This window comes from Pseudomonas sp. NFX15 (genome assembly GCF_049132105.1).
Lineage (GTDB): Bacteria > Pseudomonadota > Gammaproteobacteria > Pseudomonadales > Pseudomonadaceae > Aquipseudomonas.
In genome coordinates, this window is sequence record NZ_JAFMPV010000028.1 from 52,939 (window position 1) to 72,577 (window position 19,639).

Consider the following 19,639-nt stretch of genomic DNA (forward strand, 5'->3'; position numbering starts at 1 on the left):
CCACAGAGGGTGGGTGTTACTTCAGGAAGGCCTGGAAGTCACTGCCCAGTTTGTCGATTGCTGCCTTGAAGTCTTTGGCGGTGATCTTCTGGCTTTCGTTATCCAGGGCGGTGCCGAACACTTTGCGCACCACTTTGGCCACGGTCTGGTTGGTCTTGGCGTCGATGAACTCGGCTTCGATGAACAGGGTGGTTTCCTGGTCACGGTGACCGGTGGCGGCCTGGGTTGCGCCCACTACCGCAGCGATGGGGACCACTTCATACCACTTCATGCCTTCGTTTTCGGCGTTAACACCGGTAATCGCCGCGCGCATGATCAGGGGCCGTGAACCCGCCGGTGCGGCAGAGCTGTTGGCCACTACACGGTATTTCTGACCCAGTGTGGCCTTGGCCTTGGACGTCATGTAGTTCTGAATGTCGGCCAGCGTTTGCTGGTTGACGCGCTCATTGGGTTTGGGGGCAGGGTAGAGCTCCAGTTTGTTAAACACCACGGTGTCATAGGCATTCGGGTTCCACGAAGGGCTGACCCAGCGCATCGCGGTTCCGCCGCTCGGCGTTTCGACTTCCTGCAGGTTGTTGTAGTTGGACAGGTAGCCTGAGTACTGCTCCTTCTCAGTCACTTTCGAAGTGCAACCGCCCAGCATCAGACTGGCCAGCGCGGCGCCGACGAGCAGTTTTCGGGATAGATTCATAGTGGTGTTTACTCCTTGGATGAAATCGTCGTTCTTTTGTTTACAAGACATCAGAATCGCCAGGTCATGTTACCGGTCAGCGCTTGAATCCAGGCGTTGTCGAATTGACCGGAAATTCGACCACCTGAGGTGGACTTGGTCTGGTCGACCGGCATGTCACCGAGCCAGACCATAGCCCAGCTGACGTTGACATCGGTGTCTTTGTTCAGAGCATAGGTGGCTCCTGTCGCAATGCGCCAGGATTCGTTCATCGGGACGAGCACGCTGCGGTTGCCGTCCGAGACGGCGCTGCTGTCGTAGGCCACGCCGACGTTCCACAACAACTGCTCGGTGGCCTGGTACTGCGCGCCGAGCGAGAGGTGCCAGGTGTCCTTGAAGCCGGCGTCGACGTTTTTCGATTGCGAACCAAACGCCGTGGTGTCGACCTCAAGCCCGATATCGCCGAACTCGGACCAGTCCTGCCAGTTGGCCGAGGCCAGCAGCGCCCATTGCCGGTCCAGTTGCTGGAACAGGCTCAGGGTCACGGTTTGCGGCACCTTGGTGTCGATTTCGGTTTTGGTGTTGTCGATATTTCGCAGCACCGGACCATCACCCTTCACGTCGAGTCGGTCCTTGAAGTCCAGGTCGACCTGGCTGGTGTAGGCAAGACCGATGCGCGTACCGGGTTGCGGGGCGTAGATCACGCCGACGTTGGCGCCGTAACCCCAGGCATTGTCCTTGTATTTGTACTGGCCATCCGAACGGTCGGTGAGACCGAACGGTGAGCGGTCGATGGCCGTTTGCGCTTGCAGCATGCCGTACATGGCCTTGATGCCCAGGCCCACCGACCATTGCTCGTTGAAGCGATACGCCACGCTCGGCACCAGTGACAGACCGAGCAGGCTGGAGTCTTGTGAGAAGTAGCGGCCGGACCAGCCGTTGTCGTATTTGACTGCCAGGCCGAAGTCACCGTAGGAGCCGAAACCGACGCTCCAGTGATCGTCCAGTTCATGGCTGATGAAGAAGCTGGCGCCGGGTATCGGGTCGAGGGCATTGCCACTGCCGCTGCCTGAAACGTTGGTGCCGGAGTCGCGATCGAAGGTCAGGTCGCCATAGAGCACTTGCAGGCCACCGGTGATTTGCGTGCCGGGCAAGTAACTCATGCCCGCCGGGTTGCTGGCGATGGTCGATGGGCCCTGGGCGCGGGCAGCGGCGCCGGCGTTGGCCAGGCCGGCATTGTCGGTGCCGATTTCGTAGAGCATGATGCCGCCGGCCCAGGCTTGTTGACAGCTCAGGGCCAGTAGCGCGCAAGCGGGCAGGGCAAGTTTTTTTGTCGGCATGTATCCACCTCAGCAAATGTCCATTTCAAATCCGCCGGTGGCCGGTGCGGGCCACCCTTGGATTCGGCTGTTTACTTGGCCATGGCCGCCCGGGCGGCTTCGATCTTGGCCTTGACCGCTTCCAGGTTGAAGCTCGCGCCTTTTTGCATCGGCGGAAATTCAACGGCTGACTCGGCCAGTTTTACAACTTGTTGTTGCACAAAAACAAAACGCCAGAACTGGAACTTGAACCATTCGAAGTATTCCAGCGAACCACTGGCCGACATGTTTTCCGGCCATCCGGCACGCTCGAACGGATCAAGCCGCAGGTTGGTCAGGATCGGCATGTCCAGCGTGACCTTGGCCCCCAGCCAGCCCCCAGGCTGGTCAATGAAGCGATATTTGAAGTCATCGATGCGGATCGCCCCCAGGGCGCTCTCTCCAAAGTAGAAGATTTCATGCCGGTTCGACGGACCTTTTCCAGTAATCATTGGTGTTTGATCATAGCCGTCCAGATGAACTTTGTAGGTTGTATCGCCCAATTGTTTGCCTTTGAGCAGTTCGGCCGTGATATTCGGGTTGCCCGCCGCCGCCACCAGGGTCGGGAACCAGTCCATGCCGGACATGATGCCGTTGGCGATGTGGTTGGCGGGTACCTTGCCAGGCCAGCGGATGATTGCCGGCACCCGGAAGCCGCCTTCCATGACCGTGCCTTTGCCCATGGCAAACGGCGTGGTACCGCCATCGGGCCAGGTGAAGTTTTCCGCACCGTTGTCGGTAGTGAAGATCACGATGGTGTTGTCGTCCATGCCGTCTTTCTTCAGCTTGGTCAGGACCTCACCGACGATGTCATCGAGTTGCGCCATGCCGGCTTCCTGTTCCGACCAGCCGTTTTCCGCATTGCGCATGGCTTCATATTTGTCGGACAGGTGCGTGACGATGTGCATGCGCGTCGGGTTGAGCCAGACGAAGAACGGTTTGTTGTCTTGCTTGGCCTTGTCGATGAACGAGAAGGCCTTGTCGCGAATTTCGTCGTCGACGGTTTTCATCCGATCCGGGTAGAGCGTTCCGGCGTCTTCGATTTTCTGCTTGCCGACCTTGCCCCAGCGCGGCATCACGGTCGGGTCATCGGTGGCGGCGGCCCAGCTGTGGACCATGTTGCGCGGGCCGACGCTGTCCAGCAGTTCCTTCGGATAGTTGGGGTGCGACGGGTCTTCCATGGCATCAAGGTGGTAGAGGTAGCCGAAGAATTCATCGAAGCCATGCACGGTGGGCAGGAACTGGTTAAGGTCGCCCAAGTGGTTCTTGCCGAACTGGCCAGTGGCATAGCCCATGGCTTTGAGGGCGGTGGCGATGGTCACGGCTTCGTCAGGAATGCCCACGGGCGAGCCGGCCTGGCCCACGGTGGTCATGCCCGTTCGAATCGGCAGCTCGCCGGTGATGAAGTTGGCGCGCCCGGCGGTGCAGCTGGCTTCAGCGTAGTAATCGGTGAAACGCATGCCTTCGTTCGCCAGTTGGTCCAGGTTGGGTGTCTTGCCGGCCATCATGCCCTGGTTATAGACGCCGATATTCGACCAGCCCACATCGTCACCCATGATCACCAGGATATTGGGGGCCTTGTCGGCGGCCAGACTCAGGCCGGGGAGCATCATTGCAGACAGCAAAAGGGGTGCAGCGAAGATCGCGGATAAGGTTGTGCGGTTCATTTCGAGCTCCAGCGTACTGCGTGAGTACATCGAGACGAGCCCCCAACCGTCGTTGAATTTCATCACCCCCGCGAAGAGCGTAGGTTTGAATCACGATTTATCCAGTAATGACTAGTCAGAAAGTTGTGTTTCAGGCGTCGCGCAGCAGGTCGTTGGCGTTGAGCAGCGCGTAGGCGATCTCCGGGCGCTTTTCCAGGGCACGGCGTATGGCGGCGGGGATGTTGGCGCGGGTCTTGCGGCACAGGCCCGGCAGTTCGCCAACCTGGATGCCGATGCCGCGCATGGTGCGCACTTCGTTGAAGCCAGGAGCAATGTCCACGCGAATGCCCAACTGTTCGAGCATGCGCCGTTGCAGGTGTTCGAGGTCGTTCAGGCTCTGCAGGTTTTCCAGGCGTTCGATCAGGCGTTTTTCTTCGTTGCGAGTCAGAAATAGGATGCGCAGGTCGGCCCCCGGCGTTTCCAGCAACGGGTCACGCCCGCAGTCGCAGGCGCCGGGCGGGCAGGGTGAGCGCAAAGGAGCAGTGGTGGTCATGGGGATCAATCATAGAGCGCGGTGATTGAGTTTGCCCATAGGGTTTTTTGCTGTGACAGCGGTTAAAAAAATGTGGGAGCGGGCTTGCTCGCGAAAACGGTCTTGCAGTCAACATTTGCATTGGCTGAAGTGATGCCTTCGCGAGCAAGCCCGCTCCCACAGGGTGTAGCCGTATGACTTATTTCAGTACCAGCATCCGGTAAACGCCGTCTTCGACTTCGATCCCGTGGGTGTCATGGGTGAAGCCTGGGAAGGAGCGGTCGAACGCTTCCAGTGCCTTGAGGTACGCCAGCAGCGGACCGTCCGCCGGGCCAGCGTTCTCACCTGGCATCAACAATGGAATACCTGGCGGATACGGCACGATCCCGGTCGCGGCGAGGCGGCCGGCGGCCTGCTCGAGGGTCACCAGTTCGATGTCGTTGCGCACCAGTTTTTCGTAGGCCTCTACCGGGCTGAACTCGGCTTTTGGCAGGGTGCCGAAGGCCTGGGACATGTTGGCGGTGGTCTTGTGCTTCTTCATGGCGGCGAAGATTTCGTCGGCCAGGTCCTTCAGGCCCATGCCGGCATAACGTTGCTGGTTGGCGCTGTACAGATCAGGCAGGCACAGTTCCAGTTCGGCGTTGTCGTCATAGTCACGCTTGAAGTCGAGCAGGGCGTTGAGCAGCGTGCCCCACTTGCCTTTGGTGATGCCGATGGAGAACAGGAACAAGATGGTGAAGTCGGTGGTTTTCTCGACCACGATGCCCTGGCGGCCCAGGTACGCCGTGATCACGCAGGCCGGGATGCCGGAAGCGAGCAGGCTGCCGTCGTCACCCATGCCCGGGCTGAGCACCGAGACCTTGATCGGGTCGAGCATGCAGTAGCCTTCTTCGATATCACCGAAGCCGTGCCAGACCGCGTTGGGGTGCAGGACCCAGCAATTAGGGTCGGTTTTCAGCGTGTTCGGGTCGACTTCATGGAACGGCACGGTCGCGGCGCCCACCTGTACGCTCGGCGGCTGCCAGCAGGTGAAGAACCAGTCGTCCTTGCTCAGCATCTCGTTGTGCATGCGCGACAGGACCTGACGGAAACTGATCGCTTCTTCAATCGATTCGTTGGTGAGGATCTGCCCGCTCGGGGCTTCCATCATCGCCGAGCTGACGTCGCACGAGGCCATGATCGCGTAGTTCGGCGAGGTCGAGGCATGCATCATGTACGACTCGTTGAAGCGTGCGTGTTCGATCGGGTTACGCCCGTCGCGCACGTGGATCATCGAAGCCTGGGACAGGGCGGCCAACAGCTTGTGCGTCGACTGGGTGGCGAACACGGTTGGCTTGGACTTGTCGTGGTCGGCCGGGTTGCCGTGCATGGCATGGCGCCCGGTGTACAACGGGTTGAAACGCGCATAGCCATACCAGGCTTCGTCGAAGTGCAGGCGGTCGACGCTTTCGCCCAGCAGCTCTTCAACGCGGGTGACGTTGTAGGTCAGGCCGTCATAGGTGGAGTTGGTGACGATGGCGTGGACCGGCGTCGGGTCGATGCCTTTCTTGACCAACGGGTTGTTGGCGATGGCCGCTTTCACGCCTTCGGCGCTCAGGGTCTGCGGCAGGATCGGGCCGATGATGCCGTAGCGGTTGCGGGTCGGCACCAGGTAGGTCGGGATCGCCCCGGACAGGGTCATCGCGTGTTCGGCCGACTTGTGGCAATTGCGGTCGCACAGGGCGATCTGGTTGCGCGTGACGCTGGCCATGAGGATGACGCGGTTGGACATCGACGAACCGTTGGTCACGTAGTACGTGCGGTGCGCACCGAAGACCTTGGCGGCATAGCGCTCGCCCTGGCCGATCGGGCCGCTGTGGTCGAGCAGCGAACCGAGTTCGCCCACCGAGATCGACAGGTCGGAACGCAGCAGGTTTTCACCGAAGAACTCGTAGAACGCACGACCCGCGGTACTTTTCAGGAACGCGGTGCCGCCGGCATGGCCCGGGGTGTGCCACGAGTATTCATAGGTGCGGGCGAATTTCACCAGCGCGCCGAACATCGGTGGCAACGCCGCCTGACGATAGCGCTCGATGGCCGCCAGGATGCGTCCGCTGAGGAAGCTGGCGGTGTCTTCGGGCAGCCAGATGAAGTCGTCGGCGTGTTGCATGACCAGCAGCGGAATGCTCGACGCCGTGGTGCGGTCGCTGATCAGGAACACTGGCACACGGGTGTTGCGCTCGCGCAGTTTGACCAACAACTTGATGCAATCGGCGTGGCCTTCGCTGGTGTCCATCTCCCAACGAATGAGCACGCACTGAACGGCGGGGTCCGAACGCAGGATGGACGCGGCATCGGTGAGGCTTTCCGAGGCCAGTACGCTGACGCCTCGCCCCTCGACATCGTGGACCAGATGGTCCAGGGCACGGCCGAACACCGTTCGCTTGTCGGGGGGCGTGCTGACCAGTAGCGCCAGCATGCCCAGCGAATGTTTATATTCCGTCATGATTGAACCTCCACAGTTAATTCAGGTTGTTGACCGGCACTGGCTCGGCAGTGAGGTGCTGCGCGCTGACGGTTTGCGTCGGTACGCTGTTGTTTTGTGCTTCGAGGCGAATCAGGCGGTTGTTGACGAAGCCGAACAGGGTGTAGCCGAAGATGGTCGCCACGCCGCCAAGCATCAGCGCCTGCTCACCGGAGCTGTACAGCGCCAGGTAGCTGTAGGCCGCCGCGATCACGGCGATGACGTTGGTTGCCAATGCCTTGCTCTCGGGAACATTGGACACCTTCTGCATGGTCATCAGTGCGGCCATCGACAGGATGTACGGCACCAGGTTGGTGACCACCGCGAGGTTGACCAGGGTGTCGAACTGTTTGCTCAAGTCAGGACTGATGGTCAGCAGGGCCAACGCGGTTTGCGCCGCCAGCAGCACCAGCATGCCGATGATCGGCGTGCCGGCCTTGTTGCCCTTGGCAAAAATTGGCAGGAAGTAACCGGTGTTCGCCGAGCTGGCGTACACCTGGGCAATGGTGAACTGCCAACCGAGCAGCGAACCGATGCAGGCAAGCACCATGGCGGCCATCACGATGTCACCGACAAACGGGGTGAACATGTGGGCAAACACCAGGCCGAACGGCGCAGTGGACGCGACCAGTTCTGCGTTGCCAACGATACCGAAGATGACGTTGGTGGAGACGATGTAGATCACCGCCGCACCCAGCGTACCGCCCAGTACGGCAATCGGAACGTTGCGCTCTGGGTTTTCCACCGCATCGGTGTTGGCGCAAGCCGATTCCAGACCAAGGAAGGCCCACAGGGTGATCGCCACCGAGGCGCCGGCTGCTTCAAACCAGCCCTTGTCGTGGGGGTTCCAGCCAGCGGCGTAGACGCTGCTGTCGAACCAGAACCAGCCAATCGTGGAGACCAGCACCACGGGGGCAATCACACCCCATACCGTGATCGCACCGATCCGGCCGGTAATGCGCGCGCCGCCGAAGTTGGCGAAGGTGGTGATCCAGAGCAGGGCAATGGTCGCCAGACCGACTTGCAGCGAATCCAGTTTTATTCCGAATAGCACCTGAATATAGCCAACCGCGGTAATACTGATGGCCACGTTGGCAATCAACAGCGACAGGCCGTAGGTGTAGTTGGTGATGTAGTTACCCGCTTTACCGAAGGTGTATTCGGCGTAACCGCCCATGCCGCCGGTCTTGCGGCTGAGCATCCCGCATCGCGCAAAGGCGTAGGCCAGAGCGAGCGAGCCGGTGGCTGTGACCAACCAGGAGAGAATCGAAATTGCACCGACTTCCGCGAGTTTAGTCGGGAGTAGCACAATGCCTGAGCCCAACATGTTGACTGCAGTCAACATTGTCAGTTGCCCCACACTCATTTTCTTTGCGACTGACATTCCGTTGCCCCATTTAGTTGGCGATTGAGAGTCTTAGCTATAGCAAAGGATTGAAAACTAGCAAGAAATGGCGCTAACCATCTTGTTTTTGCACTAATTTGCAAAAAGGGCAGGATACTGGCCCCCAAGTTGAAAAATCCCCCGCAAAATTAGTTCATATTCAACTAGTTAGATAGGTCAAGATGCGCAAGACATGGATAGCGTTAATCCCGCTAGTTGTGGCGGGTATAGCCAATTCGGCTCATGCCAAAGCACTGGCAAGCAATGATCAGTACATGTGCAGCTGGGGTGCCGGTACCGCCGCAAAGGCGCAGGAACTGAAGCTTTCGGGGGTTTCCCTGTATGCCGCCCGGCAAAAAATCCAGGTCTACAAGTTCTCTAAATCCTGGATGCGCATGATGGCACTTGGCATTACAGAACAAACTTATGACAGTCCGTCGCGATTCAAGCCTGCGTCTGTGCGGCAGAGTTTTTATGAGGATTGCATCCGGTACAAGTTGGCACGTAAATAAAGTAAAAGCGGGCGCCGGTCGGTTCGACCACGGTGTGGAACTAACACGTCTATATTGATTGCCCATCCCCGCGACAGTCGCGCCGCCCAAGGATGTGGCCGTCGATGCCGAGGTCGACTTGGGGACCAATGAAGGCGGCTATCTGTTGCAGGCGCGGTTGAATGTCAGACTGCCAGGGCTGGACCGCGAAACCGCACAGAAAATTGTCGACACCGGGCACCAGTACTGCCCGTACTCGAAGGCCACGCGCAACAACATCAACGTCGTGCTCAAGCTCGTTTGACGCGAGCTGAATGGGATGCCTCGACGACGGTGAACGTGCAACGCTTTTTGTAGGCGCTGGCTTGCCAGCGAATACGGTCTGTCAGGCGACAGCGAAGCTGACTGTAACGGCCCTTTCGCGTGCAGGCTCGCTCCCACAGGGTTTGTGTTTTTGGCAGCAATCAGTCCATTTTCATCTTGCTGTGATCGTGTTCCATCGAGCCGTGATCCATGGTGCCGATCGCCTTGGCAACGGCTTCAACCTGAATCGACTCTTTCTGGCCCTTGGCGTCTTCGACGGTCAGGGTCAGCGGCACCTTGTCGCCTTCCTTGATCTGGCCTGTCAGGTTCATCAGCATGATGTGATAGCCGTTGGGGTCGAAGTTCACCGCTTTGCCCGCGGGCAGTGCGACGGCTTCGACCTGCTGCATTTTCATCACGTCGTCTTTCATGCTCATTTCATGAATCTGCACCAGCTTGGCCACTGGCGTCTGCACGCTCAGCAGTTTGCTGTCGCTGCTGGCGGTGACGGTCATGAAGGCGCCGCTGGAGGGCTGGCCGGCCACGGTGGCGCGGACCCAGGCGTTTTCGACGGTGGTTTGTGCCGACGCCTGGAAGGCCAGGCCGATCAGCGACAAGCCCAGTGCCAATTGCTTGCAGCGTTGTGTAAAACGGTTTTTAGCTTGCGGGGCACTCATTTCAGCAAACCTCCATCACGGTGAGCAGGTCTTCTGCACACTCTTTGGCCGTCAGGGACGCGGACAGCCCCAGGCGCAGATTGCCCCGGGAGTCGAAGACAAAACTGGTCGCGGTATGGGAGAGGGTGTAGGTGTCGCCGCTCGGGACTTTCTCGAAGAACACGCCGAACTCCTTGGCGGTGGCGGCGGTTTCTTCCAGGGTGCCGTACAGCGCTTCGAAACTCGGGTCGAACGCCTTGACGTACTTGTCGAGTAGCTCGGGCGTGTCGCGCTCGGGGTCGAGGGTGATGAAGATCACCTGCAACCGTTCCCCGTCACGACCCATCAACTTCTTGGCCTGTGCGGCGCGGGCCAGGGTGGTCGGGCACACGGCCGGGCATTGGGTGAAACCGAAGAACACCATCGGCATCAGGCCGCGATAGCTACCGAGCATCCGGGTTTCGCCCTCGGTGTTCTTGAGCTTGAAGTTGCGCCCCATGATCTTGTCGCTGAGGTCTTTGCCGTACTTGAACGATAGCTTGCTGCTGTCGTCGCAACCGGCGAGCAAACCCAGGCTCAACAGGCCCATGCCTTGCAAGACAGTTCGGCGGGTATACACAGTACTCATGAAAAAAAGCATCCTGTTGAACAGGCTGAAATGACAGCGTGATGACTGTACAGACGAAAAATCGTGGGGATGTTAACAAACTGTGCCGGTGACGGCGGACCGGATTCGACCATTGGACCGCTGGGGAGGCGTGACATAGTGTCGCGCTGGCCTTTGCTTAAGCCCACAGCGCTCTGGTGGCGTTTAACGACGCAACTTCGCGCTCGGGCAGCAGGCCGCAATGGGACTCGCGGATGTCGTCACAGCAACAGAAAGCGCATCGGTTGTCCTTAATAGATAAATGCCCCTCGATGCAAGAAAGAGGGGACGGTTTCAGCGCGCGATGATCAATGGGTGGCCGCGTTCCGGGTGCTGGTGGATCAGCACTTCGAGCCCATACACCGCCGCCAGCGCCTCGGCGGTCAGCACGTCGGCCGGTGGACCGTAGGCGTGGGGCAAGCCCTGTTGCAACAGCAGCAGTTGATCGCAATAACGCGCGGCCAGGTTGAGGTCATGCAGGATCACCAGCACGGCCGCGCCACGTCCGGCGAAGTCGCGCACCGCTTGCAGGATGGTGTGCTGGTGCAGCGGGTCGAGCATCGAGGTCGGTTCGTCGAGCAGCAGGATCTGGTCCCTGGCGCCCGGCCAGAGTTGCGCCAGTACCCGTGCCAGGTGCACGCGCTGGCGTTCGCCACCGGACAGCGCCAGATAGCTGCGCCCGGCCAGGTGCAGGGCATCGGCGCAACGCAGCGCTTCGGCGACGATTTCGCCATCGCGCACGCGGCCGCTGGCATGGGGCAAGCGCCCCATGCCAACGACTTCGTTGACCGTGAACGCAAAGTTCAGGCTCGAACTCTGCGGCAACACGGCCAGGCGCTTGGCCCGGTCCTGGCCCGGCCAGTCGGCGAGCTTGCGCTCGTCGAGAGTGACGGTGCCTTCGCTGGTCGCCAACTCACCGCACAGCGCGGCAAGCAGGGTGCTTTTGCCGGCACCGTTGGGCCCCAGTACGCCCAGCACTTCGCCGGGACATAATTCGATATCGATGTTGGCCAGTACCGTGCGGTTGCCACGGCGGACCAGCAAGTTGTTTGCCCGCAGCATCAGGAACGCCCTCGCACCAGCAAGTAAAGAAAGAACGGCGCACCAATTAGCGCGGTGACGATCCCGATGGGCAGCTCAGCCGGCGCCAACACCAGGCGCGCCGCCAGATCGGCCAGCAACAGCAGGCTGGCACCGGCCAACAAGGAGGCGGGCAGCAACACCCGGTGATCAGGGCCGACCAGCAAGCGCATCAGGTGCGGCACCACCAGGCCTATGAAACCGATCAGGCCGGCCGCCGCGACGGCCGCGCCGACGCCGAGCGCCGTGCACAGCACCAGCTCAAGCTTGATCCGCTCGATGTCGAAGCCCAAATGACGGGCTTCGGATTCGCCCAGCAACATGGCATTAAGTGCAGCAGCCCGACGGGGCAACCATAACGCCACGCCGACCGCGACGATCAGCAATGGCCACAAACGTTGGTAACTGGCGCCATTGAGGCTGCCCAGGTTCCAGAACGTCAGCGTGCGCAAGGTCGCATCATCGGCCAGGTACGTGAACAGCCCAACCCCGGCACCGGCCATGGCCGTCATCGCCACACCCGCCAGGAGCATGGTGGCGACGTCGGTTTGCCCATTGCGGCGCCCGAAGCGATACACCACCGCCGTCACGATCAAGCCACCGGCAAAGGCGCAGATCGACAACAGGTATGGCTCGATGGCCGGTGGCACGCCCCCGAGCAGGCTGCCACCGACAATGGCGAGGGCGGCACCGAGCGCCGCACCGCCAGACACCCCAACCAGGCCTGGATCGGCCAAGGGGTTGCGAAACAACCCCTGCATCGCCACGCCGGACAGCGCCAAGACCGACCCCACGGCAATCCCGAGCAGGCTGCGCGGCAGGCGAATCTGACCGAGAATCAGCTCCGCCTGCTGCGTGTCACCGCCCTCGAGCGGCAACCCGAGCAAACGCAGCCCGGCCAACAAGGTATCGCCCAGCGGCAGGCTGACCGGCCCCAGGGCCAGGGACAGCCAGAACACCAGCACCAGCAACAACAGCAAGCAGATCAACGTCGGACGCGACCGAAAAATGGCCGTCATGGGTTAACCCCGGCAGACTGCGATTTAACGTGCCGATTGAACGCCGTGGATAGACGCGGCAAGGCGTCGGCGCCCATCTGGCTGTCGAGCACGCGGGTGCAAGCCAGCGGAGTTTTCATAAGCATCGGTATTTCCCTTAGCCGATCAGAGTCGTGGCGGTTTCAGCAGGGCAGCTCTGCAATGCCGGGCTTGCGCACGCCGATAACCGGGTCAGCCATTTGTTGCGGCATTGAACCTTCGTAACGGGTGATGATGCCATCGACGCTCGGCTTGCGCACATGCAACCGTTCGGTCATAGGGACAAGCCCCCTCGCCACAGGTTCTTACGGCGTCTGTTAGGGCACTGGCTGCATCATGCGCAGCAACGGCGCATATTCGGCATGGCTGACCGGGACGATCCCGGTCGCTTCCTGTGAATCAAGGAAGCTCGCCAGGCCTTCCTGGTTATTCAACATGGCTGCGCGAGCACGCTGTTTCAGTGACGCACAGAGCGAACCGCTGAACACGAACGGATCGTAGTAAATCGGGTCCGAGCGCCAGAGCACCTCAAAGGTGTCGCGCTTGAACTTGCCGCTATTGAGGTAAGCATCGGCCCGCACGCTCGAGACAAACGCCGCATCCACTTTGCCTTCCAGCAGCGCGTCCATCGATTTGTCATGGGAGCCGGAATACACCACCGAGCCAAAAAACTGCACAAGCGGTTGGCCCACCCGGGCCGAGAATTCAGTGCTGGGCACCACACTGCCCGAAGTGCTGGCCGGGTCGGTCAAGGCCACCCGTTTGCCGCGCAGCGCCTCCACGTCTTCAGCCACCTGGCGACGGGCCAGCAAAAGGGCTTGGTAGTGATGGCCGGCAGGCGTGAAGTAACCGCGACTGATGGTCAGGCTGGCAAAGGGTTCGATGCGCGGGTCGCGCTGGTACGCCAGCATGTACGAGGCCGGGCCGAGCCAGGCGATGTCCACGCCGCCGGAGACGATGGCATCCACCACGCTTTCATAGGACGAGGAAGGCACGATCTCCACCGGCATATGTAATTGCGCGCTCAAGCGGTCGGCCAGGGGCTGGTGTTCCCGCAGCACGTCCATGTTTTTCTTCGGAATGACCGCGATACGCAAGCCTTGCTGAGTGCACTTGGCCTGCACCGTCGTTGCCACGCACAACGCCATCAACAGCACGACCAGGCCTTTCATTCCACGCATGCTGTCGCCACCGAATTGATGAAAGGGGAATACTCATGCAGTTGCGCCGAGGACAACGGTCGACTGAAGTGATACCCCTGCGCCACGTCGCAGCCGGCCAGTTTCAGGCACACCACTTGCTCGCGGGTCTCGACCCCTTCGGCGACCACTTCGAGCCCAAGGCGCTTGGCCAGAATGATCGTCGACGAGACGATCGGGCTGTCATCCGGGCTGTTGGACAGCGGCGCGATCAGGGTGCGGTCGATCTTCAGCTTGGTCAGCGGCAACGATTGCAGATGGGCGAAACCGGCGTAGCCCTTGCCGAAATCGTCGAGGCTGATGTGCAGGCCGGCACGGCGTAGACGTTGCAGGTGTTCGATGGCCTGGCCCTGATGATCCAGGACCGTGGTTTCGGTGATTTCCAGTTCCAGGTACTGCGGTTCGATGGCGTAGCGCTGCAACTCGTCGAGCACGCGTGTGCTGAAGTCGGCCTGGCGCAACTGGATCGTCGACACGTTGATCGATAGCGCAATTTGGCGTCCCTGTGCGTGCCACTGGGCCAGGCTTTCGCAGGCCAGGCGCAGCACTTCCCAGCCGAGCGCGACGATAAACCCGCTGCGTTCGGACAGCGAGATGAAACGGTCCGGATACAGCAGGCCGAACTCGGGGTGTTCCCAGCGCACCAGTGCTTCATAACCATCGACGAGCATCGAGTCCAGGCGAATCTGCGGCTGGTAATGCAGGATGAACTGGCGCTCGCTCAGTGCGCCGCCAAACGCCTGCTCCAAGGTGAACTCTTCGATGTCCGCGACATTCAGCGACGGGTCGAAATAGCGATATTGCCCACGACCGGCGCGCTTGGCCGAGTACATCGCGGCATCGGCGTTGCGGATCAACTCATCGATGTTCTGGCCGTCACGTGGGCACAGGCTGACACCGACGCTGGGGCTGGTGCGCAGTTCATGCGGGTGGAGCGAGTAGACCGCCGAGAGTTTTTGCACCAGGGCGCGTGCCCAGGCATCGATCTGATCCTCGGTACGCTCACCGGCCAGTAGCACCACGAATTCATCGCCGCCAAACCGCGCCGCTTCGTCGCCGGGCTCCAGCAAGCGTTGAATGCGTCCGGCCACTGCCTGTAGCAATAAGTCGCCGACCTTGTGCCCTAACGAGTCATTGATCGATTTGAAACGGTCCATGTCGATGAACAGGATCGCCATTAACTGTCGCTTGCCACGTTGTCTGGACAAGGTATGTGCCGCGACTTCGAGAAATTGCCGCCGATTGTGCAGGCCGCTGAGGTGGTCAGTGGCAGCAGCATGGCTGCTGCGCCGGTGTTCCTCTTCGAGTCGGCCAATCAGTTGCTGATTGACCAACTGCGCCTGCTCCAGCGCATTGAACGCTTCCTGGCGCTTGCGCAACACGCGCAACGTCCAGATCAGGCTGCCCAGAATCAGCAGGGTCATGCACACGTTCAGCCACAGCTGGTGCTTGTAGGTCAGGCGTGAGGATTGAAGGATTTCATCATTGGCCTGGCTGACCATCACGCTGAAGCCGCGCTGCGGCACGCGCAGGTACAGGCTCTGGAAGGGCTCGCCGGCAACATATTGGGTGACCTTGCCGGCCAGGTCGCCGATGGCGGGCAACTCGGGCGTCAGGGGCGCGCCGGACACCACGACCCCGCTGCTGCTGATGCGCAAGCGTTCGCGGCCATCATTATCGAGCAAGCGCACCATGCCGCTCTGGCCCAACTCGATGTGTTCGAACAGGGTCGCCAGATAGCCGACATCCAGTTGCACCACCAGAATGCTGTCCATCTTGCCGGTCGCGGCATCCACCAACGGCAGCAAAAACGGCAATCGCCAGTTCGGCAGCAAACGGCTGCCGGGTGCGTTCGGCACCCCTGGCAGGAACGCCTTGAGGCCATATTGCCCGGCATGGGCGTTGAGTTGGGCCAGCCATTCTTTGGGCAGTTGCTGGGCTTCCTCGGCATGGCTGGCCGACAGCAAACGGCCTTCACTGTCATACAGGCTCATGCGCTTGAACACCGGGTCCTCGGCCAGCATGCGGACCAGGCCGTGGTTCTGTTGCCCGAGGTTTTCAATGTCGCCCCGCGTGACCTTGCCGACCGCTTGCGCGCGGTCCACCAACTGGCGCAGGTTTTCCGCGGCGAGGTTGGCCAGGTTGAGGTGTTCGGTGGCCTTGGCGGCCAGCGCTTCTCGGCGCGACGTGGTCTCCTGCTGGAAATGCAGCGCCCAGAGAAATCCCAACGTCGCTGTGCACAAGGCCATCAGCAGCAATTGCAAAAAACTCAGAGAAGAGAAGGACCGGCGGATCACTGATTTTATTCCTGCCGCAAGATAGTGGCAGATTACCATCATTTTCATTGCGGATTGATGACTGTTCGGTTGATCGGCGCCCTCGGTCACTCCTCCGCGCTACACAACAGCCGCTGTCAGTCTTGCGTGGCCGGCGGCAGGAACTTCAACAACGCGTCGGTCACGGCGCCCGGTTGCTCTTCGGCGACCCAATGCCCGGAACCTTCGATGTTGACGACTTCGACGTTGTCCGCCACATGACGCAGATGCTCGCCGATGATCGACCCGAAACTACCGGCACCGCCGATGCCCAGCACCGGCATGGTCAGCTTTTGCCTGGCGAACTCCAGGTTGGCCTTTACGTCGGCAGGGAAGGCGCGGTAGTACTCGAACCCGGCACGCAGGGCACCGGGCATGGCGTAGGCGCGGCCGTAGACCTCGTCGGCTTGATTGTCGAATGCGCTGGCATTCACCGATTCGGAGTTGTGGAACCACTTCATGTATTCCAGCTCCTTGCCGGCGATCAGCATCTCCGGCACGTCCTGCACCGAGTAAAAGCGAAAATGCCAGGTACGCGGTGACTGCACGATCTGGTCCCAGGGCTCGATACCGGGCAGCGGCACATCGAGGATCGCCAGGTGGCTGACTTCGTCCCGGTGCTGCGCGGCGTAGGCGTAGGCGACCATGCCGCCCATGTCGTGGCCGATCAGGTTGATGTTGGGGTCGAGTTTCAGCGCCTTGACCAGTTCATGGATGTCGTCGGCGATCTGGGTTTTCTCATAGCCTGTGGCGGGTTTGGCGGTATAGCCCAGGCCACGCAGGTCCGGCGCCAACACTGTGTAACCCTTGGCCACCAGTTGCGGCATCACGAAGCGCCACATGTAAGAGGTCGATCCCCAACCGTGCAACAGCACCACGGTTTGCTTGCCACCGCGGGCCAGCAGGTAGTGATAACGCACGCCGTTGACCTCGGTTTTGCCATCGAGGATTTTCGCCGCCGCCTGGCTCACTTCCGCCGCCGGAATGTCGAGGCCGGTCGCATTGGCCTGAATATGAAAAGCCGCACCGGTGAAGGCGAGGGTGGCAGCCAGAACGATGGGCAGGAACGATGTACGCATGGTCTTCTCCGTCTTCGTCGAGGGGGTCGCCTTCCGTTGAAGGCAACGAATGTGACGTGATGATAGACGTGCAGGCGCGGATTGACGCACCACGAGCTCGGTGAAGACGTGCCAAATGTTCGAACGTGTTTGCAGCAATGATCATGAAAAGAATTTGTGACTATCGCGATTAAATGAGTTTGTCTCACTCGTCGCGGCTGTCGACAATGGTTCCCATCAAACGCATTGGAGTTGAACGACATGGCTGTGGCCCATTCCCTTGGTTTTCCGCGCATTGGTCGCGACCGTGAACTGAAAAAAGCTCAAGAGGCATTCTGGAAGGGCGAGCTGGACGAAGCCGGCCTGCGCGCCGTGGGCCGTGAGCTGCGCAAGAGTCATTGGGACTTGCAGAAGAACGCCGGCATCGAGCTGCTGCCGGTTGGCGATTTCGCCTGGTACGACCAGGTCCTGACTCACTCGCTGATGTTCGGTGTGATCCCTGAGCGTTTCCGCCCGCGCGATGGCAAGGCCAGCCTGCAGACCCTGTTCGGCATGGCGCGCGGTGTCAGTGACAGTTGCTGCGGCGGCGCGCACGCCCAGGAAATGACCAAGTGGTTCGACACCAACTATCACTACCTCGTCCCTGAGTTCAGCGCCGACCAACAGTTCCAGCTCGGCTGGGAGCAGCTGTTCGAAGAAGTCGAAGAAGCCCGCGCACTGGGTCACAACGTCAAGCCCGTGATCATCGGCCCGCTGACTTACCTGTGGCTGGGCAAGGCCAAGGGCGCCGAGTTCGACAAGCTGGACCTGCTCGATCGCCTGCTGCCGCTGTACGGCCAAATCTTCCAGCGCCTGGCGGCACAAGGCGTTGAGTGGGTACAAATCGACGAGCCGATCCTGGTCCTCGACCTGCCGCAGGCATGGAAAAACGGCTTTGAGCGTGCCTACAACCTGATTCAGCGTGACCCGCTGAAGAAACTGGTCGCCACGTACTTCGGTGGCCTGGAAGAGAACCTCGGCCTGGCTGCCAACCTGCCGGTGGATGGTCTGCACATCGACGTGGTGCGCGCGCCTGAGCAATACCCGACCATTCTCGATCGTCTGCCGGCCTACAAAGTGCTGTCGCTGGGCGTGGTCAATGGCCGTAACGTCTGGCGCTGCGACCTGGACAATGCGCTCGCCACCTTGCAACACGCTCATGAACGCTTGGGCGATCGCCTGTGGGTCGCGCCGTCTTGCTCGCTGCTGCACAGCCCGGTTGACCTGGGCCGCGAAGACAAGCTCGACACCGAGCTGAAAAGCTGGCTGGCCTTTGCCGTGCAGAAATGTGAAGAGGTCGCGGTACTGGCCCACGCCATCAACCAGCCGCAAGCGCCGAACGTGCTGGAAGCGTTGGCTCACAGCCGCGCCGTTCAGGCGGCTCGTGTTGCGTCGCCACGCATCCACAAGCCGGCTGTTCAGGCTCGGGTGGCCGCGATTACCGCCAAGGACAGCCAGCGTCACTCGCTGTTTGCCCAGCGTATCGAGAAGCAGCGTGCCGGCCTGAACCTGCCACTGTTCCCGACCACCACCATCGGTTCGTTCCCGCAAACTGCGTCCATCCGCCTGGCGCGCCAGTCGTTCAAGCAAGGCAGGCTGACCGAGGCCGAGTACACCGAAGCCATGCACAGCGAGATCCGTCACGCGGTGCTGGTTCAGGAACGCCTGGGCCTCGATGTGCTGGTGCACGGTGAAGCCGAGCGCAACGACATGGTCGAGTACTTCGCCGAACAACTGGACGGCTACGTGTTCACCCGTTTTGGCTGGGTGCAGAGCTACGGTTCGCGCTGCGTGAAGCCGGCGGTGATCTTCGGCGACCTGAGCCGTCCCAAAGCCATGACCGTAGCGTGGATCCGCTACGCCCAGGGCCTCACCGACAAGGTGATGAAGGGCATGCTGACCGGCCCTGTGACCATGCTGATGTGGTCGTTCCCGCGTGAAGACGTGAGCCGTGAAGTGCAGGCCCGACAACTGGCCCTGGCCATTCGTGACGAAGTCATGGACCTGGAGGCCGCCGGTATCAAGATCGTGCAGATCGACGAAGCGGCGTTCCGCGAAGGTTTGCCGCTGCGCCAGGCACAGTGGCAGCACTACCTGGACTGGGCAACCGAAGTGTTCCGCTTGTGCGCCTCCGGGGTGCGTGATGACACCCAGATCCACACCCACATGTGCTACAGCGAATTCAACGACGTGATCGAGTCCATCGCCGCGATGGATGCCGACGTGATCACCATCGAGACGTCGCGTTCGGACATGGAATTGCTGGACGCGTTCGAAGCCTTCGCCTACCCAAACGACATCGGCCCGGGCGTCTACGACATTCACTCGCCACGGGTGCCGGACTCTTCGGAAATGGTCAACCTGTTGCGCAAGGCCGCCAAGCGTATCCCGGCGGATCGCCTGTGGGTCAACCCGGACTGCGGCCTGAAAACCCGCGGCTGGCCGGAAACCGAAGCGGCGCTGTTGCTCATGGTCAATGCGGCACGTCACCTGCGTAAAGAATGGGCCTGACTTCCCGCTGACAGGCTACTTGTAGGAGCGAGCCTGCTCGCGAAAGCGATGTGTCGGTGAGATCAATGTTGAATGTGCCGACGCCTTCGCTGGCAAGCCAGCTCCTATGTATGGACTCGCCCCCACTGTCTACCCGCTTTTGAAAAACCGCTGCCCCGTTGCATCTATGTATTAGGCCTATTCGTGGAAGCCGTCTTCGGCTTCTGGCTCA

17 protein-coding genes and 1 pseudogene are annotated in these 19,639 nt (G+C 60.7%); 3 read left to right on the forward strand and 15 right to left on the reverse strand.

From position 1 onward, the window contains the following. Window positions 1–16: 16 nt before the first annotated feature. The 6 genes from J1D76_RS23305 to potE all read right to left on the reverse strand — a co-directional run bounded on the left by J1D76_RS23305 (window position 17) and on the right by potE (window position 8,093). Window positions 17–691 (reverse strand): DUF3313 domain-containing protein, encoded by a 675-nt coding sequence (locus J1D76_RS23305; protein WP_421140683.1) that lies wholly within the window; start codon window positions 689–691, stop codon window positions 17–19. A gap of 50 nt (window positions 692–741) precedes the next feature. Then, window positions 742–2,010, reverse strand: coding sequence for an OmpP1/FadL family transporter (locus J1D76_RS23310; RefSeq protein ID WP_421140684.1), 1,269 nt, complete (start codon window positions 2,008–2,010; stop codon window positions 742–744). Between the two features lie 71 nt (window positions 2,011–2,081). After that, entirely contained in the window at window positions 2,082–3,695 is a 1,614-nt protein-coding gene (locus J1D76_RS23315) for an arylsulfatase (protein WP_421140685.1), read from the reverse strand. 130 nt (window positions 3,696–3,825) lie between these two features. After that, window positions 3,826–4,227 (reverse strand): hypothetical protein, encoded by a 402-nt coding sequence (locus tag J1D76_RS23320; RefSeq protein ID WP_421140686.1) that lies wholly within the window; start codon window positions 4,225–4,227, stop codon window positions 3,826–3,828. A gap of 178 nt (window positions 4,228–4,405) precedes the next feature. Further along, window positions 4,406–6,691 carry an Orn/Lys/Arg decarboxylase N-terminal domain-containing protein gene (locus J1D76_RS23325; RefSeq protein ID WP_421140687.1) on the reverse strand — a complete coding sequence of 762 codons (2,286 nt, stop codon included), beginning with the start codon at window positions 6,689–6,691 and terminating at the stop codon, window positions 4,406–4,408. Window positions 6,692–6,707: 16 nt separating this feature from the next. Beyond that, window positions 6,708–8,093 (reverse strand): putrescine-ornithine antiporter, encoded by a 1,386-nt coding sequence (gene potE / locus J1D76_RS23330; protein ID WP_421140688.1) that lies wholly within the window; start codon window positions 8,091–8,093, stop codon window positions 6,708–6,710. 182 nt (window positions 8,094–8,275) lie between these two features. Between potE and J1D76_RS23335 the strand changes: the two genes are divergently transcribed. After that, window positions 8,276–8,605 carry a hypothetical protein gene (locus J1D76_RS23335; protein ID WP_421140689.1) on the forward strand — a complete coding sequence of 110 codons (330 nt, stop codon included), beginning with the start codon at window positions 8,276–8,278 and terminating at the stop codon, window positions 8,603–8,605. 76 nt (window positions 8,606–8,681) lie between these two features. After that, window positions 8,682–8,888, forward strand: a pseudogene (locus tag J1D76_RS23340) (OsmC family protein); the annotation flags it as partial. A gap of 160 nt (window positions 8,889–9,048) precedes the next feature. On the opposite strand, the gene J1D76_RS23345 reads toward J1D76_RS23340, so the two are convergent. The 9 genes from J1D76_RS23345 to J1D76_RS23385 all read right to left on the reverse strand — a co-directional run bounded on the left by J1D76_RS23345 (window position 9,049) and on the right by J1D76_RS23385 (window position 16,899). Beyond that, window positions 9,049–9,564: a copper chaperone PCu(A)C gene (locus tag J1D76_RS23345; RefSeq protein ID WP_421140690.1), complete on the reverse strand. Its 516-nt coding sequence runs from the start codon at window positions 9,562–9,564 to the stop codon at window positions 9,049–9,051. Window position 9,565: 1 nt separating this feature from the next. After that, window positions 9,566–10,171: an SCO family protein gene (locus J1D76_RS23350; RefSeq protein WP_421140691.1), complete on the reverse strand. Its 606-nt coding sequence runs from the start codon at window positions 10,169–10,171 to the stop codon at window positions 9,566–9,568. Window positions 10,172–10,483: 312 nt separating this feature from the next. Beyond that, window positions 10,484–11,251 (reverse strand): heme ABC transporter ATP-binding protein, encoded by a 768-nt coding sequence (locus J1D76_RS23355; RefSeq protein WP_421140692.1) that lies wholly within the window; start codon window positions 11,249–11,251, stop codon window positions 10,484–10,486. Next, window positions 11,251–12,234 (reverse strand): FecCD family ABC transporter permease, encoded by a 984-nt coding sequence (locus J1D76_RS23360; protein WP_421140700.1) that lies wholly within the window; start codon window positions 12,232–12,234, stop codon window positions 11,251–11,253. The genes J1D76_RS23355 and J1D76_RS23360 overlap by 1 nt, the downstream gene beginning before the upstream one ends. 50 nt (window positions 12,235–12,284) lie before the next feature. Further along, complete coding sequence (locus tag J1D76_RS23365) at window positions 12,285–12,413, reverse strand: hypothetical protein (RefSeq protein ID WP_421140693.1); 129 nt, start codon at window positions 12,411–12,413, stop codon at window positions 12,285–12,287. 36 nt (window positions 12,414–12,449) lie between these two features. After that, entirely contained in the window at window positions 12,450–12,584 is a 135-nt protein-coding gene (locus J1D76_RS23370; protein ID WP_421140694.1) for a hypothetical protein, read from the reverse strand. A 39-nt stretch (window positions 12,585–12,623) separates the two neighbouring features. Further along, window positions 12,624–13,487, reverse strand: a complete 864-nt coding sequence (locus J1D76_RS23375) for a phosphate/phosphite/phosphonate ABC transporter substrate-binding protein (RefSeq protein ID WP_421140695.1) — start codon at window positions 13,485–13,487, stop codon at window positions 12,624–12,626. After that, window positions 13,475–15,802: a putative bifunctional diguanylate cyclase/phosphodiesterase gene (locus J1D76_RS23380; protein WP_421140696.1), complete on the reverse strand. Its 2,328-nt coding sequence runs from the start codon at window positions 15,800–15,802 to the stop codon at window positions 13,475–13,477. Before J1D76_RS23380 ends, J1D76_RS23375 begins: the two co-directional genes overlap by 13 nt. Before the next feature lie 116 nt (window positions 15,803–15,918). Beyond that, window positions 15,919–16,899, reverse strand: coding sequence for an alpha/beta fold hydrolase (locus tag J1D76_RS23385; protein WP_421140697.1), 981 nt, complete (start codon window positions 16,897–16,899; stop codon window positions 15,919–15,921). 240 nt (window positions 16,900–17,139) lie between these two features. On the opposite strand from J1D76_RS23385, the gene metE reads away from it, so the two are divergent. After that, window positions 17,140–19,428 (forward strand): 5-methyltetrahydropteroyltriglutamate--homocysteine S-methyltransferase, encoded by a 2,289-nt coding sequence (metE, locus tag J1D76_RS23390; RefSeq protein ID WP_421140698.1) that lies wholly within the window; start codon window positions 17,140–17,142, stop codon window positions 19,426–19,428. The last annotated feature ends 211 nt before the right edge of the window (window positions 19,429–19,639 follow it).

Coding starts and splice junctions, on each gene's coding strand:
- J1D76_RS23335 (WP_421140689.1), top strand. CDS start 8,276: ATGCGCAAGACATGGATAGCGTTAATCCCGCTAGTTGTGGCGGGTATA.
- J1D76_RS23355 (WP_421140692.1), bottom strand. CDS start 11,251: ATGCTGCGGGCAAACAACTTGCTGGTCCGCCGTGGCAACCGCACGGTA.
- J1D76_RS23365 (WP_421140693.1), bottom strand. CDS start 12,413: ATGCTTATGAAAACTCCGCTGGCTTGCACCCGCGTGCTCGACAGCCAG.
- J1D76_RS23370 (WP_421140694.1), bottom strand. CDS start 12,584: ATGACCGAACGGTTGCATGTGCGCAAGCCGAGCGTCGATGGCATCATC.
- J1D76_RS23345 (WP_421140690.1), bottom strand. CDS start 9,564: ATGAGTGCCCCGCAAGCTAAAAACCGTTTTACACAACGCTGCAAGCAA.
- J1D76_RS23310 (WP_421140684.1), bottom strand. CDS start 2,010: ATGCCGACAAAAAAACTTGCCCTGCCCGCTTGCGCGCTACTGGCCCTG.
- J1D76_RS23320 (WP_421140686.1), bottom strand. CDS start 4,227: ATGACCACCACTGCTCCTTTGCGCTCACCCTGCCCGCCCGGCGCCTGC.
- J1D76_RS23385 (WP_421140697.1), bottom strand. CDS start 16,899: ATGCGTACATCGTTCCTGCCCATCGTTCTGGCTGCCACCCTCGCCTTC.
- J1D76_RS23325 (WP_421140687.1), bottom strand. CDS start 6,691: ATGACGGAATATAAACATTCGCTGGGCATGCTGGCGCTACTGGTCAGC.
- J1D76_RS23350 (WP_421140691.1), bottom strand. CDS start 10,171: ATGAGTACTGTGTATACCCGCCGAACTGTCTTGCAAGGCATGGGCCTG.
- J1D76_RS23375 (WP_421140695.1), bottom strand. CDS start 13,487: ATGCGTGGAATGAAAGGCCTGGTCGTGCTGTTGATGGCGTTGTGCGTG.
- metE (WP_421140698.1), top strand. CDS start 17,140: ATGGCTGTGGCCCATTCCCTTGGTTTTCCGCGCATTGGTCGCGACCGT.
- J1D76_RS23305 (WP_421140683.1), bottom strand. CDS start 691: ATGAATCTATCCCGAAAACTGCTCGTCGGCGCCGCGCTGGCCAGTCTG.
- potE (WP_421140688.1), bottom strand. CDS start 8,093: ATGTCAGTCGCAAAGAAAATGAGTGTGGGGCAACTGACAATGTTGACT.
- J1D76_RS23315 (WP_421140685.1), bottom strand. CDS start 3,695: ATGAACCGCACAACCTTATCCGCGATCTTCGCTGCACCCCTTTTGCTG.